This is a genomic window from Mesorhizobium huakuii, from assembly GCF_014189455.1.
GTDB lineage: Bacteria > Pseudomonadota > Alphaproteobacteria > Rhizobiales > Rhizobiaceae > Mesorhizobium > Mesorhizobium huakuii_A.
This window is the reverse complement of sequence record NZ_CP050296.1, coordinates 5976003-5992157: the sequence shown is the minus strand read 5'-3', so window position 1 is coordinate 5992157 and position 16155 is coordinate 5976003. Positions and strand designations below refer to the sequence as shown.

At 57.5% G+C, this 16155-nt stretch carries 11 protein-coding genes and 1 pseudogene; 7 read left to right on the top strand and 5 right to left on the bottom strand.

What is annotated here, in order from left to right:
- Positions 1-301: 301 nt before the first annotated feature.
- On the top strand, positions 302-1672 hold the full coding sequence (locus tag HB778_RS41770; RefSeq protein ID WP_244661665.1) for an integrase family protein: 1371 nt from the start codon (positions 302-304) through the stop codon (positions 1670-1672).
- A gap of 3 nt (positions 1673-1675) precedes the next feature.
- Positions 1676-2149, top strand: coding sequence for a hypothetical protein (locus HB778_RS29100; protein ID WP_244661664.1), 474 nt, complete (start codon positions 1676-1678; stop codon positions 2147-2149).
- A gap of 111 nt (positions 2150-2260) precedes the next feature.
- Here HB778_RS29100 and HB778_RS29095 read toward each other — a convergent pair whose 3' ends face one another.
- Complete coding sequence (locus HB778_RS29095; RefSeq protein ID WP_183458932.1) at positions 2261-3313, bottom strand: hypothetical protein; 1053 nt, start codon at positions 3311-3313, stop codon at positions 2261-2263.
- 166 nt (positions 3314-3479) lie between these two features.
- Positions 3480-4025, bottom strand: a complete 546-nt coding sequence (locus tag HB778_RS29090; RefSeq protein ID WP_183458931.1) for a recombinase family protein — start codon at positions 4023-4025, stop codon at positions 3480-3482.
- Positions 4026-4321: 296 nt separating this feature from the next.
- Between HB778_RS29090 and HB778_RS29085 the strand changes: the two genes are divergently transcribed.
- A complete protein-coding gene (locus tag HB778_RS29085; RefSeq protein ID WP_183458929.1) occupies positions 4322-4897 on the top strand; it encodes a hypothetical protein in 576 nt (191 codons plus the stop codon).
- A gap of 192 nt (positions 4898-5089) precedes the next feature.
- On the opposite strand, the gene HB778_RS29080 is transcribed toward HB778_RS29085, so the two are convergent.
- Together HB778_RS29080 and HB778_RS29075 are read right to left on the bottom strand one after the other, a co-directional pair.
- Positions 5090-6331, bottom strand: a complete 1242-nt coding sequence (locus tag HB778_RS29080; RefSeq protein ID WP_183458927.1) for a hypothetical protein — start codon at positions 6329-6331, stop codon at positions 5090-5092.
- Positions 6324-7025 carry a ParB/RepB/Spo0J family partition protein gene (locus tag HB778_RS29075; protein WP_183458925.1) on the bottom strand — a complete coding sequence of 234 codons (702 nt, stop codon included), beginning with the start codon at positions 7023-7025 and terminating at the stop codon, positions 6324-6326. Before HB778_RS29075 ends, HB778_RS29080 begins: the two co-directional genes overlap by 8 nt.
- Before the next feature lie 868 nt (positions 7026-7893).
- Here HB778_RS29075 and HB778_RS43485 point away from each other — a divergent pair.
- The 3 genes from HB778_RS43485 to HB778_RS29060 all read left to right on the top strand — a co-directional run bounded on the left by HB778_RS43485 (position 7894) and on the right by HB778_RS29060 (position 12741).
- The gene (locus HB778_RS43485) at positions 7894-8376 is read left to right on the top strand and encodes a lysozyme inhibitor LprI family protein (RefSeq protein WP_432421272.1); all 483 of its coding nucleotides are present in this window, start codon (positions 7894-7896) and stop codon (positions 8374-8376) included.
- Between the two features lie 385 nt (positions 8377-8761).
- Complete coding sequence (locus HB778_RS29065; RefSeq protein WP_183458921.1) at positions 8762-10108, top strand: calcium-binding protein; 1347 nt, start codon at positions 8762-8764, stop codon at positions 10106-10108.
- On the top strand, positions 10021-12741 hold the full coding sequence (locus HB778_RS29060; RefSeq protein WP_183458919.1) for an Ig-like domain-containing protein: 2721 nt from the start codon (positions 10021-10023) through the stop codon (positions 12739-12741). The genes HB778_RS29065 and HB778_RS29060 overlap by 88 nt, the downstream gene beginning before the upstream one ends.
- 9 nt (positions 12742-12750) lie before the next feature.
- Here HB778_RS29060 and HB778_RS29055 read toward each other — a convergent pair.
- Positions 12751-14018, bottom strand: a pseudogene (locus HB778_RS29055) (IS256 family transposase).
- Positions 14019-14334: 316 nt separating this feature from the next.
- Between HB778_RS29055 and HB778_RS29050 the strand changes: the two are divergent.
- The gene (locus tag HB778_RS29050; RefSeq protein ID WP_244661663.1) at positions 14335-16152 is read left to right on the top strand and encodes a type I secretion system permease/ATPase; all 1818 of its coding nucleotides are present in this window, start codon (positions 14335-14337) and stop codon (positions 16150-16152) included.
- The last annotated feature ends 3 nt before the right edge of the window (positions 16153-16155 follow it).

Here is a 16155-nt window from a genome sequence, read left to right as displayed (position 1 = left end):
TAGTGAGTGTGGGGCCGTCTTCATGGGCGTGCAACGGCGATCGTCAACGTCCGGTTACACGAAAGTTACATGAAAAGATTTGGCAGAACCGGTCATTACGTAACTATTTGAAAAATATGGTGCCGGCAGAGAGGATCGAACTCCCGACCTTCGGTTTACAAACGGCTCCAGGCTAATATTACCGGAATATCGAAACATATAATCATTTGTTATTCCGTCATTTTATGACAATCTATCAACATCATTACTTCACTTCCCATGTAACATTTGCTATAAGTCGGTTACATGGAAGTTACATGAAATGCCCAAGCTATTTTTAACTGAAGACGTTGTTTTTGATGCAATTTGCCCACCTGACAAAGACCAGGAACTTTTTTGGGATTATGCGGTTGGCGCCAACGGCCAAATCCGTAACGGCTCCGTCGCCGGGCTCGGGCTTCGTGTCACGGCGCTTGGCCACAAATCCTTCGTTCATGCTTACCAGTTGAACGGCAAACGCTGCCGCAAGGTTCTCGGTTCAACGGTTGTCTTCAACGTAGCCTCGGCACGCTTGGCGGTGATCCAGCGCGAGCAGGAAATAATCGCCGGCAAAGACCCCGACCTTGACCGCATCGATCCACGCCGGAAGCATTTTGACACGATTGCCGAAGTCATCGACCGCTATTGGGATAGCCATGTCGCTGGCCTGTCAAAGGCCACCAGATACTCCTTCGCTTCCTTCATGGGAAAATGGCTAAAACAGGCGAACACAATCAACAAGCGCGGCCACAACAAACCAAAGGGATACACAGCTTTCGGAACCATGTTTGCCGAGAGATCACTGGTATCAATCAGGCCGTCGGATGTGGAGCGGTTCCAAACGCAGTTCGCCTCGCCGCATGTGTACAACACGGCGCTCGGCCACGTTACAGCACTGTTCAATTGGGCAATCCGCATGCAACTGGTGGATATGCGGAATCCGTGCCATCCGCTCAGGAAGAAGAAAATTTTCCGTCGCCGGCGCGACTACTCGACCGAGCAAATCCGGCAGATAGCGGCCCATGTCTTCTACCCGGCAGTGGAGGTGCTACCGGAAGTAGACCACCTCGAAGGCCATGCCAAGCGTGACATGGCGCTCCGCAAGGCTTGGCTGGTAACCGCCAACGATCAGATGCAGGAGCTCTGCAACTACATGGGCATCCTCTTCCTGACGATGGCGCGCCCCAGCGACCTCAACAAGGCCGAGTTCGCCCATTTCGACCTGGAGAAGCTGGTCTGGCACAAGCACAACACCAAGGGCATTCAGTTATCGCGCTCTATCTACGAGTATGCCTATCGTTCGGTGCCGATCCATTCTCGGGTTGCCGACATGGTGCAGGCCCAGCGCCTCCGCTGGCCCGAAAGTAAGCTGCTGTTCCCGTCCCATACCGACCAGACCAAGCCACGCGACAACTTCCGTAAGGGACTGGAGCGGTTCAAGGCCCTCCCCGGCGTCCCGGCGTATTTCCAGCTCTATGACCTGAAGCGGATCGCGATCTCGCTCATGCTGACTGGCCAGGGCGTTTCGCACGAGGCCATATCGCACTACGTCGACCACAAGGGAAATCTGGAAACGACCATGATATACGACCTTGGCTTGGTTGACCCCTTGCGCCCGGTCACCGAAAGGCTAGGCGTCCTCCTCGGCATCTAGCGCTTGACGTCATTTTTTGGCTGTGACGCAATGAACCTGCGGCAAGCTCTGCCGCAAATCCCATCAATGAAAGTACGGTTCATGGACGCTATGCCAGCGCTGGTGCTGACGAGTTTGCAGTTGCGCGATATGTTGACGGAGGCAGCAAAGCAAGGAGCAGTGCTCGCCGTCCAAGAGCTTCGTTCCGAGCTTCGCCAATCGCCAGAAGACGCCACTTTACTGCGGCTTCGCAGCTATCTGGCTGACCCTGCTTCGCTTTCCAATCCTCATGAGCATTGGGCCGACAGCGGGGTCATTCGCCAGCTTCAGACCACAGCCAGCGGCAAGCCAAAGTCCACCGCGTGGTTTATGAAGTTCCAGAGGCAGACTGGTCTCAATGCGTGCATAACCCGGCAGAGCCCAGCTTACGGTCGGCGACGGGAATGGACCTTTGTCGATATCAGGCTCGCTTGGGATACATATTACGGAAGGCGGTAGGCCTGTCAGACCGGACTTACAGCGGGTCAGCGCCTTCTTATTACCAAACAGTTCGGAGGGCCTGTAACATCTTTGCCAAAGCCCTCCGCCTCGATCTCGAAAACTGTCTTATTAAGGCGTATCCAGTATGCCGCCCGGCCATTGGATGCCGTTTGCTGTTCCTGCGCCAAGTGCTGTTAAACCGCGCCGCTCAACAACTTGAGCCTTGAATATTCCGTGCTGTTCAGGTTGGTTTCCTTGTCGAGGCGGGCCATTGGCTGTAAGCGCTCGCAAAAAGCCAAATGCAAACAAGAGCGCGCGATCATCAGATAGCTTTGTGCCCAGTGGCACAGCTTTAGGCCACTCGACCGCATTCCGCCTTGCGTCATCGCGACCATAAAGTAGCTCTGGCCCCGAGTAGGGACATGACTTGAGCCAGTTTGTGACGAACGCGACCATCTCTCCATCGTCTCCGAAGCTGCTTCGAAATGCCTTAGCCTGTTGGATCCAAATTCCGCCAAGATTTCCGCCGCTAAAAACTTCGTTATCAACAAACGTCGCGATTTCTCGCGGTGTAGGTTGCGGAGCGCCGCGGGCGGCGGCCCACTGGACAGCCCTGCTGAACGCCGACCTATAAACCTTTGCAACTCCAGCATCTTGGGCTGCTCGACCTTCGGAGGAACCAAGAAACGCTTCTATTTCAGATCGCGCATCTGTTTTAACGCGCCAAGTTCTGCCGCTCCCTATTTGCATAGCAAGGACTTGCTGGATCGCCAGCGCGGGCTTTTTGGCATGCACCGCGTCGTAAAATAAGTCCCCCCATGTCGGCATCGTTCGGCTATAGACCTCATGTCCGATGCTGCCGAAAACGGTTTGAATACTCCCGCCGAAATTGAATTGGATAAGACCTAAGGACATCCCTTGACCATCGAAATTTCCGGTGACGGCGATGTAAGGGTCAGGCACCCCGTTTTCGATTGCGAATGCTAATTTCAGCGCGGCTTTTGCCACATCGCTAGATGCGTCGGCTGCAATTTGGTGAATGCGAGGTGGGTTTCCGGCTGGAAGACCGATAGGGGCTGACTTACGGCTGCACACTTGAGAGATTGCAGTCTTAGCTTCAGCAGTTGCCACCGACGCCGCTAGAAGTGCAAGAAAAACTAGAAACGTTTTGCGCGTTTTCATTTCGCCCCCTTTTTCAACCAGATATATAGATAATTGCGTTTTCAGCGAATAAGCAAGGTCGAGCGGGAGATGATTGCGACGCGCACGATCGAGGGCGGTGCCAGGTCGGAAAAGCGCATGGGGTCTTGGGTTGCCCTGGTCGAATACACCGCTTAGGCTTATCCTGCTACCGGTGAAGCCTTGAGAGCGTGCTCTTACTGACACTAAAGCGCCGGGCCACAGCAGACATCGTCTCCCCTGCTGCCAAGCTCGCCAAGACCTCCCCTCGCTGCTGCTGAGAAAGCTTCGGCTTCCGCCCGAACTTGACCCCTCTGGCCATAGCGCGAGCTCGGCCGCTCGCGGTGTTCTCCAAGATTCGGCGCCGCTGCCACTTCGCCGCCCACCCTACGAGAAACACAATCAGGTCTGCCATTTCCGAGGTCGTGTCGATAAACGGCTCATCCAACAACCGTAGCGCCGCGCCGGCTGACGAGACTGTCCTGACGATTTGCAGCATATCGAAAGGATCCCGCGCCATGCGGTCGCTGACAACGGCGTGGACAATGTCGCCGGGTTTAAGGACTCGTAACAGTCGCTGCAATTGGCGACGGTTGGTGTTCTTACCGCTCAACTTTTCAAAGAAGATCTTCTCGCAGCCTGCCGCCTCCAGGCGTTCAAGCTGGGAGGCCAAGTCCTGCGACTCGGTCGAGACCCGCGCATATCCATACTTCATTCACATGCGCCTCCCTGCTGTTTCAAAACTCACGAGATTTGCAACATACTCGCACTGGAATTTTTGACGATATTCGCGGTGCTGGTCACGACCGTTTGCCTAAATCTTGTGCGAAAAAGCCAACACCCTGTTAGTTAGCGGGCGCTAATACTACACGTTCAAATCTCGTGATTTCTGATACCAGAATCTCCCCGGAGAGCTCGTTTGCAAAGCCCTCCCCAGCGCAAATCGTCGTCAACTTCCAATGCCGGTCAGTCCATCGCCATGGCTGTCGACATCTTCGGAACGGGGAATTCATGGAAAAAACCGTCAAGCCAACCACGGCCCTTTGGGTCGCACTGTCGTTTCTGGTCCTGATCGTAGAGGTAGGTGTTCTACACATTCATATGTCGCGCGCGGCAATGTGGGCCGTCGGCCTGCTGATTGTCGCGTATCCAGCTTACCGCACTTACAAAGGTGGCGTCCCGGCCGGGACGGTTCCCGACTCCACCGCAAAGCGTGTCAGCCGTTGGGCCTCATCGGCAGTGATCGTCGTGTTCCTGGCAGCTGTCGGGCTGGATATTGTCACCAACGGCCAGATGAATTTGAACGGTGGGTTGGGGTGGACGAGCCCCAGCATCGAGGGCAAGTACGTGGCTCAAGATAACGCCGGTTCGAGGGCTGAATTCATGAGCGATGGCACGGCGGTCTTTGAGAGCGGAGGGCAGCAAGCCGTCTGGAAATGGACCAAGCTTGATGGCGATCGTCTCAAGCTCGAACCTGGGTCGGGCTTGCTCGGGCTGCAAACCAACATCTGCAGCTACTCAGTGACGAAGATAGAGTTGCGCCTGACCAATTGCAGTTTGGCGCTGACGTTCAGCCGCCTCCAATAGGCGGCTCCACCGGATTGTCTGTCACCGGCAGCTGGCTCACTCTGCGGCGGCACTATGGGTGGGCGGGGAGCGCGAGGGGCGGGTCAGGGGCGCCCTCGCCTGTCCTTGGCCGGTTCGATACCGGCCTGAAGGACAATGCGGACGCAAAAAAGCCGGGGCATTGCTGCCCCGGCCTTAGATGATGTGCGATGCCTACTCGGCTGCGATTGCCAAGCTTTCGCTCTCAACCTTGACCGGCATCCGCAGCGCTACTGGGAGCCAGCCCTTCCCGTCCAGTTCCTTCTCGGCCTGCAAGACGCCTTTGGGCTTGGGGGCACGTTCAACCGCTTTCGCCGCATCTTCCGTGCAGCCGGCCTCGCGCATCACACCAGCGATGTCCGCTTTTGACAAACGCGACAGGAACGCCGCGTCCGGCGTCCACCACAGGCCCATGTCCATCCCGACCGCCTCTGCTATCAGGTCGGCATGGTCGATGCGCTGTTTGCCGGTTTCGTGGCGGGCGACCACGGCGTTGAGGTTGGCGGCAGTGACCACCGCCAACAAATCAAACAGGTCCGCTTGCGGCTGCGCCACCAGCCATGGCCACAGGTCGGCAAGGTCGCCCGGCAAGCGGTGCCCCCACCCTTCCACGGCTTCATTCCAGCCCGTCAACGCCCGGCAGGCATCCGGCTCCTTGATGGAGGGTACAAGATTGCGGCGCTGGCCGATGATTTCCACCGCAGGCTCGATGCGCCCATGGTGGTAATCGTAGAACACGCGGCTCACCAGCGCATGCAGGATGGCGACCAATGCCACGTCGGGACGGTTCGACAGTTCCACGCGCAAGGCTGCGGTGCGAATGGCCGTCAGTTCCTCGGTGAGGGCCGCCGACATGCCGGTGGCCTCGACTTCGGGGGCCTCTCCCTGTCTCGCTTCCTCGGCCTCGTCTTGGTCATTGCCTTCGTCGCCGTCCTGCAAGACGGCAAGGGCCTTGCGGTCTTCGGCCTTCACCAGCCCCGGCGTCACCTGCGCCGTACCGCCGTGCGCTATCGACACCACACAGCCCGCCAGCACCATTTCTTGCGGGTCAAAGGCCTCTGCCGCCTTCTGGATGGCTTCGATACGGCTTTCCAGCGCGTGCAGCTTGGCCTCGTCGGCCTCAATCTGTGGGTCGCCTTCGGCGTAGGCGTCAATGACCTCGGCCAACTCGTCGTACTGCACACCCAGCGCCGAGAGTTCCGCCTGTTCGGCCTCGCTCAGGTCGCGCCGCACCGCATGGATGCGCCCGAACCCGCTACCGTGAATGAACGTGCTGTCGAGGCTGATTTCGACCCATTTCCAACCCAGCGGGCGCAACGCGTCGGCCACAGCCTCAAGCCGCTCGCTGGCAAGCTTCACCAGCAAGGGCCGGTCGGTCAGGAACGTCAGGTCTTCATCGGCGAAGAGGTCACGCAATACCCCGCCCCCCCGCAGCCTCATAGGCCTCAATGCCGACAAACCGGGCGAGCCGGTCATTGCCGCGCACATGGGCGCTGGTCAGGAACGAGCGGATACTGCCCGGATTGCGGTTCCAGCCATCCTGCTCGAACCACGCCGCCTCCTGCGCCGCATGGTCGTCGCTCACCGCCAGCGCCTTGGCCTGCTCAAGCGTCACTTCATCAGCCCGCATGGCATCGAGGATGCGCGGCGACAGGCTGGCCAATTTCAGCCGCTGGCGCACCGTGACAGCGGACTTGCCGAAGCGTGCCGCAATGTCCCCGGCTGCCATGCCCTGCTCCACGAGGTCGCGGTAGGCGATGACCTCGTCCACCGCGTGCATCGGCTCCCGCTGGTCGTTCTCGGCCAGCGAAATCTCGGTGCCGCTGCCTTCCTCATGCACGATGGCCCTGACCGGATAGTCCTTGGTCACCTCCACGCCCTGCACGGTGCGGCCCTCGTCCAGCAGCAAACGCAACGCCCCCAGACGCCGCCCTCCGGCAACAACTTCAAACTTCGCCCCTTTCGCGGCCTTGCGGGTGACGAGGTTGTGGATGAGGCCGTGGGCCTCGATGCTCGCGGCTAGCTCCGCCCTGCCCGCCTCGGAATTGACGCGGCGGACGTTGGCCTTGCTCGGCACCAGCTTGCCGAGCGGGATGGTGATTTCATTCATGTTCATGGTCTTGCTCCTTGTTGATTTCAGGTTGACCTGAAGGGTTCAGGCCTCCCTGAACCCCTGCCTCGCGGCGAGCAGCGGGGAGAGAAGGGGCAAGCCTCGGCGGCGGAGGGGTATCCCCGGTCTGCACGGAGCGAAGCGGAGGAAGATGGGGGATACCGCCGGCGAGACTTGCGGGGAGAGAGGGCCGCGCGCCTCTCTCCCGACCAAGGGCGTACAAGGCGGAAGCACCGAAATGCCCGCCAGCGGGACCAAGTCATTTCGGTGCTGGAGAAAGTTCGTGGCCCTGAGACCGGTTCAACAGGGCGGCCGTAGGAGCATCAGCATAGCGCCGCCGCAGGCGGGATGCGGGACCGACCGCCCCCGGCGAAGGGCGCCGTTTGGGCGCTACAACCAAACATCGCCAGAAATAAATAACCGATGGCAGCTCGATATCTATTCAATTGCTAATTAACGAGGCAACCTTTGCACCCCACGCACGCGCGTCGTCTAGCTTCACTAAATTAGCATAACCTAACTTTCAACAACCTCGTCAGATATTTGTGTCCTAGCAACATAATGCATCTTGCCAACTTCGACAGTTACAATATGCTCCAAGCAAATGACGCATTTATACTCCGATGTGCACGGCTTGGGCACACGGTCGTTCGGCGGTTCGCATGACGAAACGCCTCACCTGAGGATGCAGTGAATGGTACGGTGTTCTCCTTGCCGCAATATCCTCGAATGGAACCCAAGGTACCCTTGCATCGATGTCGCCTGGGAGCTTGACTGAGGATATCTTCATCCCACAGTGCAACCGTCGGCTTGAAAGGCCATAATACCTCCCGAGGTACGCTTGAACGCTCGCAAGACAATCAATGGTATGCTGTCGGCGCTACTCGTTTCCGTTTCGGCGGGATTTGCCACGGCGAGTCGCGCTGCAGAAACGGCATACGACTGGAACGATGACTCGGCCGGCACCGCTTCGGCCCAGACAATTATCTTGAAGTGCTTGGACGACCAGGAGGACGGCGACCGATATCAATGCATACCGAAGGCGATAGTGATTTGCGTCACGCAATATGACAACGGAAGCCAGAACCAGATGGCCGTGAATACATGCAATGGGTATTCAGCGTGGGCTTGGGAGAATATCTTAGATGATGTGTATAATCGCCTCATTAAATCTGGTCGAGCCCCAAAGGACATAGATAAATCTCAGTCTATGTGGAGTGCGTGGAGCAAGTTAGACTGCGAGACGATATCAAATTACGATGGAACTCGCGCTGCTATGGACAGCGCATACTGCACGACCAAGCACGCGGCTGAGCGTGTATTTGATCTTTTGCCTTTAGTTCCACACTAGCCTTCTGAGGCGGAAAGGCGCGGCGATGAATTACAACGACCCGGTCGGAGCTACCTACGAAGAGCTTCGTTTCGCAATATTGAAGCAGCTGGAGGGGGGTCGCCTATAACCCCTATCTCGACACGCATATCCCCGACCGTAAGGTGACGATCGGCATCGGTTTCAACATTGAGGACTCTGCGGGAAACCGTAATGCCGTTTTTGACGCGCTCGGGATCGGTGAGAACGAGACCAGCGTTAGGCAACAGCTAACGACCGCAATCAATGAAGCGACGACGAAGGCTGGTCTCCAATCTGCACTGAACGCCATTATGGCAGATCGAGCCCAAAGCATGCCTGGCGCCCGGACTGAATTCGCATTCGCGAATGACCAGGAAGTGAGGGGGTGTTTGACGCCCGCGCCCCACACTACGAGGCTATATTAAGTGGCATTGTTGACGGTGTAGCAGATTCTCGCGAAAGAGCAGTTTTATATAGTTTGTCTTATAACACGTCCGATCTTATAGGACTAGGGCTTCAGACTGCACTTACCGCTGGGGACAGAGCTGAGGCTTACTTCGAGATCCGATATAGAAGCAATGGAACCAACGGAACCGATCTAACTGCGAGGAGGTATACTGAGTCCCAGATATTCGGATTATTCGACAACCCCAACCCAACCACCAAGGCTGACATTGCCGCCTCCGAAGCGCTCTTGGCTTTCGGGATGTGGACCAAGCATGAGTTGAAGATCGCATCGTATGAGACGACCCACGCCGTAACCATGGCGTCGGCCAATGCAGAGCTCGGCAGGATCGGTGACCACTACGGCCATGTCGCTCCAATCGAGACGACACTCAGTCTCGCCAAGGACCGCCTCTTCTCGGACTACGCAGATGTCAACAACCTTGAGAACGGACTGGACGAAGCGCATCTAACGTTATCGGGGTACAACGGGTCGCTTCTAAGAACGACGCTAGACAAGGTGTGGGTTGCGCCGGAAACCTCCGCTGGGGGCGACGAGGTTGCCGCACACACAGTTGACCGGACTGAAAAAGCGACGGCCGGTGATCTGATCTTTGGATCATACCATACGGATGGGACGGATACCGGCGCGGCGGATACACTCCGCGGCGGGGCGGGAGACGACTTCTTCATCGGCAGCGGAGGTGGTGACACCGTAGATGGAGGCGCTGGCGAAGATACGATTTCATATTCGCATAGCAGCGCCGGCGTGACGGTGGATTTGACATCCGCTGCCCCGCAGACCGGCGGAGATGCCCAGGGCGACGTACTGACCAGCATCGAAAATGTTATCGGGTCTGAACACGATGATCACATCACAGCCAATGATGCCTCTAATGTCATCCTGGGATTGCAAGGGAACGACATTGTAGATGGTGGGCAAGGCAACGACTACATCTTTGCCAGCATTGGGGACGATCATCTGTTTGGAGGCAGTGGCAACGACTATCTCGACGGTGGCGACGGCAATGACATTTTGTTTGCCGGGGAGCAGGCCGGTACAGGCTATCACACCGACGATGACGGGCAGGATGTTCTAATCGGCGGGGACGGCAGCGATATTCTGGCATCACGCGATGGCGGGGACGTCCTCATCGGCGGCAATGGCGACGATCAGTTTTATCTCACGAAAATGGTTGATTGGAACAACGCGGAAAACCCGTTGCCGACCGTGATATTTGGGGGGCCGGAAACGACTCGTATTATTTTGAGGGAGATTCGACGGTAAGCTTTATCTACGATCCAAACGCCACCGAACAAAGCGTGGCCAATATGGACGTCAGCAAGTTGAATGATAATGTGCTATACGGCCAGAATTACTTTATCTTAAATCCAGAACCCGGCGATAAATACTACTTGAATGGCGAGGAGATAACGGATTTTTCTGTTCATGATGTGACCACTGACCCGGTAGTTTCCGAATACGCCATCAATCCAACCCACGAAGCAAATTATCAGTATAATGGCCTTCCAGTTTACACATTTACCGAGTGGGCTAAATATACTGACAATCTTGTGAATAGGCACTACAGCAACGGCGACATGGTTGGTTTTACGTACGCAGATCATCAACTTGATGATAATTTTGAATGGACTGGAAATTACCAAGATAGAGTTCTGGTTTGGCTAACTGACAACCCGAATGTCTCAGGCCCAGGCGATCTCCCTGAACATAGAATCGTATTTAGCGGGTACGATTCTGACGATGCATCGTTTCATTACGTGGGAAACGGATCTTATTTTGATCTTCACGAAATACTTGATGCGTACCCCATTGCCGACTACACAGTGGACAATTTCGTTTATTATAATGATAATGGATACGAGTATTACTTAGCCATGCCGTTGGGGAAGCCAGATGCCGTGGGCGCCACATCAACCTATGAGTCTTACGAGCCCGAGAGCGCGAACCTGAAACCGGCGGAATTCGACGACGGGATTAAATTCGTAATTGATTTAGACGACTATCAGAAACCTCCCGCCGCGGGTGGCCCGCCGGGTACCGGTCCTGACAATCTCGTCGGAGGCCCTGGCGACAATCAATTGGATGGTGGCGGCGGCAACGACACATACATCTATGCGCTAGGTGACGGTCACGATGTGATCACTGAGGCTCCATCCAACGGCGACGATGACGCTTTGGTATTTACGAATATTAACGCTGCTGATGTGACATTGATCCGTGACTACGATGACGTCACGGTCGTCGTTGCCGAAAGCAGTCCGGGTGCGAGTGATGGCGGCTCCATTCTGCTTAGAGACAGCCTTGCTGATAATCTCGGCCAAGGCGTTGACAAGATAGTCTTTGCAGACAACACGGTTTGGACCCGGGCTGATATGATAGCCCACGCCGATCAGTGGCCGATCATTTCGGAAGGGCTGCCGGACTACGAAACGGCTGTGGGTGCGTCATTCACCGCTGTGCTGCCGCCTGATGCATTTTACGATCCCGATGGTCAGACACTCGCATTGTCGGCAAAACTGGCTGACGGATCGGCTCTTCCGACCTGGTTGGCATTCGATGCGAACACACACACCCTATCAGGCTTGGCGCCAGTAGGATCTGAGGGAGTGGTCGAAATCGCGATTACCGCTGACGACGGCACCCTGCAAGTTTCGGATACACTGTCGCTTGTCATTGGCTCGGCTGACTCGTGGATTGCTCACGATGATCGCTTTTGGACTTCTTTCGAGACCTCATTAGCCGTCGATATTACAGCGAATGATACGATTCCCGGGGGCGCGAACTCCGACGCCTACCTTTATGAGCAGCCCGATCACGGCTCGGTCGTTTGGAACGGCACTGGCTACACCTATACGCCTGATGCCGGCTTCACCGGGGTCGACTGGTTCTATTATGGGCTGTTCAACGCCGACAACAACGATCAGAATATGACGCCCGACAATCCGGGGGTCGCGATCGTGCATGTCGGCCAGACGGTCGATCCCGATGACCACACAGGTGTCACCGGATCGATCGGCACCGGCAACGACAGCTATTTTGGCGGCTCCAGCTTCGACGACACGGCCCTGTTTACCGGCGGCAACACGTCTTTTGCCGACGGCAAGGGTGGCGACGACACCATGGTCTTCTCAGGCGATGTCGCGGACTATCAGATCCAGGGCAATGGCGATCACTTCTGGATCTACCAGACCGCCAACGCATCCACCGATGTGATCGAGATCACCAATTTCGAGCACCTGAAGTTTGGCGACACCGGCAAGCTTGCGATATCGGACATTATTGCCGCCGCGGGGCACGAACCAGGCGATGTCTGGCCGGACTCGAGGCCGATCAACGTTCCCCATGCTGACAGCAACACCTGGGCGGCAAACGACGATCGCTACTGGACAACGGCCGGAACAGCTGTCGTCCTCAACATGACCGGCAACGACACCATCCCCACCGGCGCGCATTATGACGCCGCCGTCTGGGATCAGCCGCAACATGGCACGATCGCCTTCAACGGTACCGACTATGTCTACACACCCGACACAGGGTTCACCGGCGTCGACTGGTTCACCTATGCCCTGACCGACCCGGACAACAATGACGAGGTCAAGACCGACGTTCCGGGCTTCGGTATCATCCATGTCGGACAAGCTTACGACCCCGGCAACAACCAGGGCGTTTCCGGCTCCGTCGGCGCTGGAGATTCGTTTGGCGGCTCGCGCTTCAACGACACCATCAATTATAGCACCGGCGATGGACCGTACATTGACGGCAAAGGTGGCGACGACATCATCGTATTCAACGGCGATATCCAGGATTACCGCATCCAAGGCAACGGCAACTCCTTCTGGATCTACAACGATAGTAACCCGAGCCAGTCCGAGAGAGCTATGCTGCAATTTGGGTGACGAGGCTGATCAAGCGGCGCTCTGCGGCTTCAGTTCAATGACCTCGATTCCATCCTGGAACGTTGCACCTGCGATGAGTTTAGGCAACTGATTTTGTCCTTTCAGTCGTCGCCACGTCCTGGCGCGGCCATGACCAGCTTGAAGACCATCAGCCTGGCGGTTTTCGAGGAGAGTGAGCCCTTGGTACGCACCGTGCGATGGCGAACGGTCGCAAAGACGCTCTCGATGGGATTGGACGTTCGCAGATGATCCCAATGTTCGGCGGGGAAATCGTAGAACGCCAGCAAGGCATTCTGATCTTTGGTCAGGCAGTCGACCGCCTTGCCGTATTTCGCATCATATTTCTCGACAAAGACGGCAATCGCCGTCTCGGCTGAGGCTCGGTTCGGGGCGGAAAAGATTTCGCGCAAGTCCGTCTTCATGGCGGCCTGCACCGATTTCGGCACCTTGTTGAGCACGTTGGCTGTCTTGTGCACCCAGCATCGCTGGTGCTTGGTGCCGGGAAGGAGCTCATCGAGCGCTTTCCAGAAGCCAAGCGCGCCGTCGCCGACGGCAAGATCGGGCGCGATCTGCAGGCCACGACGCTTGACGTCGACCAGCAGCTCGCGCCAGCTCTGTGCGCTCTCACGAATGCCGGTCTGGAAGCCGAGCAGCTCTTTCTTGCCCTCGGGCGTGGCGCCGATCAGGACCAGCATGCATTCGGCATGATCTTCCATCCGGGCCTGCAGGTAGACCCCGTCCGCCCACACATACACATAGCGGCGCGCCGAAAGATCGCGCTTTTGCCAACGATCGTATTCGATGCCCCACTCCGCCGTCAGTCGCGTGATCACCGAGGGTGAGAGGTTCGGCGCCTCCTTGCCCAACAGAGCTGCCAGAGCTTCCTGAAAGTCGCCCGTCGAAATGCCGCGCAGATAGAGAACGGGAAGAAGCGCATCCAGACTTCGTGTCCGACGCGCCCATTTCGGCAGGATCGATGAGGAAAAACGGATGCGCTCCGCTTCACCGTTCGCGCCGCGATCCCGGACCTTCACCCGGCTGACGGGCACCGCCCCGATCCCCGTCTGGATGCTCCGCTCCGGCCCGTGACCGTGCCGGACCAGCCGGTCACGTCCGTCCGGAAGCTTGAGATCCCGCATCTCGGCAAGAAACGCTTCGGCCTCCATCTCGATCGCCTGCGCCAGCAATTTGCGCGCGCCGGTGCGAAGCACATCCGTCAGGGGATCATCGATTTCGTCGGGCTGACGAAGGCGAACAATGTTGATAGTCTCGTTCATGGCGTATCGCTCTCCTTGAGAGGTTCTGGCAGGCTTCATCACCCGCCTCGATACGCCGCCCTTCTCAAACCGTCATCACCCAGTTTCAGCCATAGCTCGTCCGAGACGATCGAGTTCACAAATGTCGAGCATATCCAGTTCAACGGGACGGCAGCCTTTTCTTTGGCCGATATCATCGCCGCAGCCAACCATAGCCCCGGTGACTTCTGGTTCGATTCCGAGCCCATCGGCGGACTGGTTTGATGATCTTTCCGGCGGCGCCATGAGCTGGCGCCGCCTCTCAGTCGACCGGGCGCTGAAGCTTTAGCGCCCCGCTATGAAACGTACCTTGGGGCTTGGAACATTTATGCGCTCACAAAGCGCTATCGCTTCATTCGCAAAGAGTGTTTTCGACATCGGGCTTTTTTCGGTGATCATCAACGTGCTGTTGCTGGTGATGCCGCTCTTCATGATGCAAGTATATGACCGGGTGCTACCGGCCGCCAACATCGATACGCTGGTCTATCTATCGATGATGGCTGTCCTCGCCCTGGCCTTTCTTGGCGTGTTCGAGGTGATCCGCTCGATCTATTCCCAGAGGGTCGCCGCCGCGATGGACCGGAAGCTCGCCTCGAGCGCTTTCGCTGCTTCGTTGCGTTCCCCAAGGGCGGAGGCCGGAGACATTCAGGCTTTGCGCGACCTTGCGACTGCACGCTCATTCGTCGCGTCACGTGGGCTTGGCACCTTGTTCGATCTTCCGTTCGTACCGCTCTTTGTGGTGTTGCTAGCGTTTGTGAACCCTTGGCTCAGCCTTCTCACTGTCTTTGGCGCCGTAGTAATGGTGATCTTGGTTGTTCTGACCCAAGTTGGAAACCGCAACAACTCGACCAAGGCCGCCGAACAATCGGCCAGAGCGGATCTTACGGCCCAAGCGTTCGTTCGGAATGCCGAGACGATCCGAGCCATGGGCATGAACGGGAACATCACCGAAGCTTGGGGAAAAAGCTTTGGCGACGCGTTGGAGGTGCAGGATCGCGCGGCTGCCACGAGCGCTGTGTTCAGCGGAATCTCGCGATCTACGCGCATGCTGCTGCAACTCGCTATTCTCGGGTTGGGAGCCTGGTTAGTCCTTCAAGGCAGGATGACCGCAGGCATGATCTTCGCATCGTCCACTATTTCGGGCCGCGCCCTGCAGCCGCTCGATCAGCTGATCGGCGGCTGGCGTCAAACCATCGACGCCCGGCAGGCTTGGCTTCGGCTCAAAAAGGCAGTGCCGGACAGCGCTGAGAATGTCCCGGCAAAAATCCAGCTTCCCGCTCCTTTGGGCCGGCTGACTGTGCGCGACCTGGTTTACGTTCCTCCCGGGGCCCTGCCCGGCTCAGAGCCGATCATCAAACGGATCAATTTCGAAATCCGCGCCGGCGAGGCGGTCGCCATCATCGGACCGAGCCGTGCCGGCAAGTCAACATTGGCGCGCCTTCTCGTCGGAGCGGTTCACCCCAATTCCGGCGCCATAGAAATGGATGGAGCTGATCTGCGCACGTGGCATGAGGCCCAACTGGGATGTTCTGTCGGGTATCTCGCACAAGACATCCAACTGCTGCCGGGCACAATCGCTCAGAACCTCGCCCGCTTCGACCCCAAGGCAGACGATGAGGCCGTCATAGAGGCGGCCAAACGCGCCCAGGCGCATGAGCTCATCCTATCACAGCGCGAAGGCTATCAGACCCAGATCGGCGCTTCAAACGCCTCCCTATCCGGTGGAGAGCGGCAACGCATCGGCCTAGCGCGCGCTTTTTACGGCAATCCGCGGATTCTTATTCTTGATGAACCCAACGCAAATCTTGACCAAGAGGGCGAACAGGCGCTGGGCCGCGCTCTGGCCGATGCGCGCTTGGCAGGGACGACAACCGTGGTTGTCACGCATCGGCTTTCGCTCGCGGCCACCTGCGACCGGGCCTTGCTGCTTCGCAATGGAGTCATCGAGATGTTTGGCCCAAGCACCGAAGTTCTAAAGCAACTCACAAGCGGCACCGGGCCAACGCGCGCCGCGCCGCAACCGGAGCTCAACGGTCGCGCCCACCTAGCTTCATTCACCACAGCCAGCCAAGGCAGCGGCCGCTGGAGTGGTCCGATGGGTACAAAACAGGGCTAGACC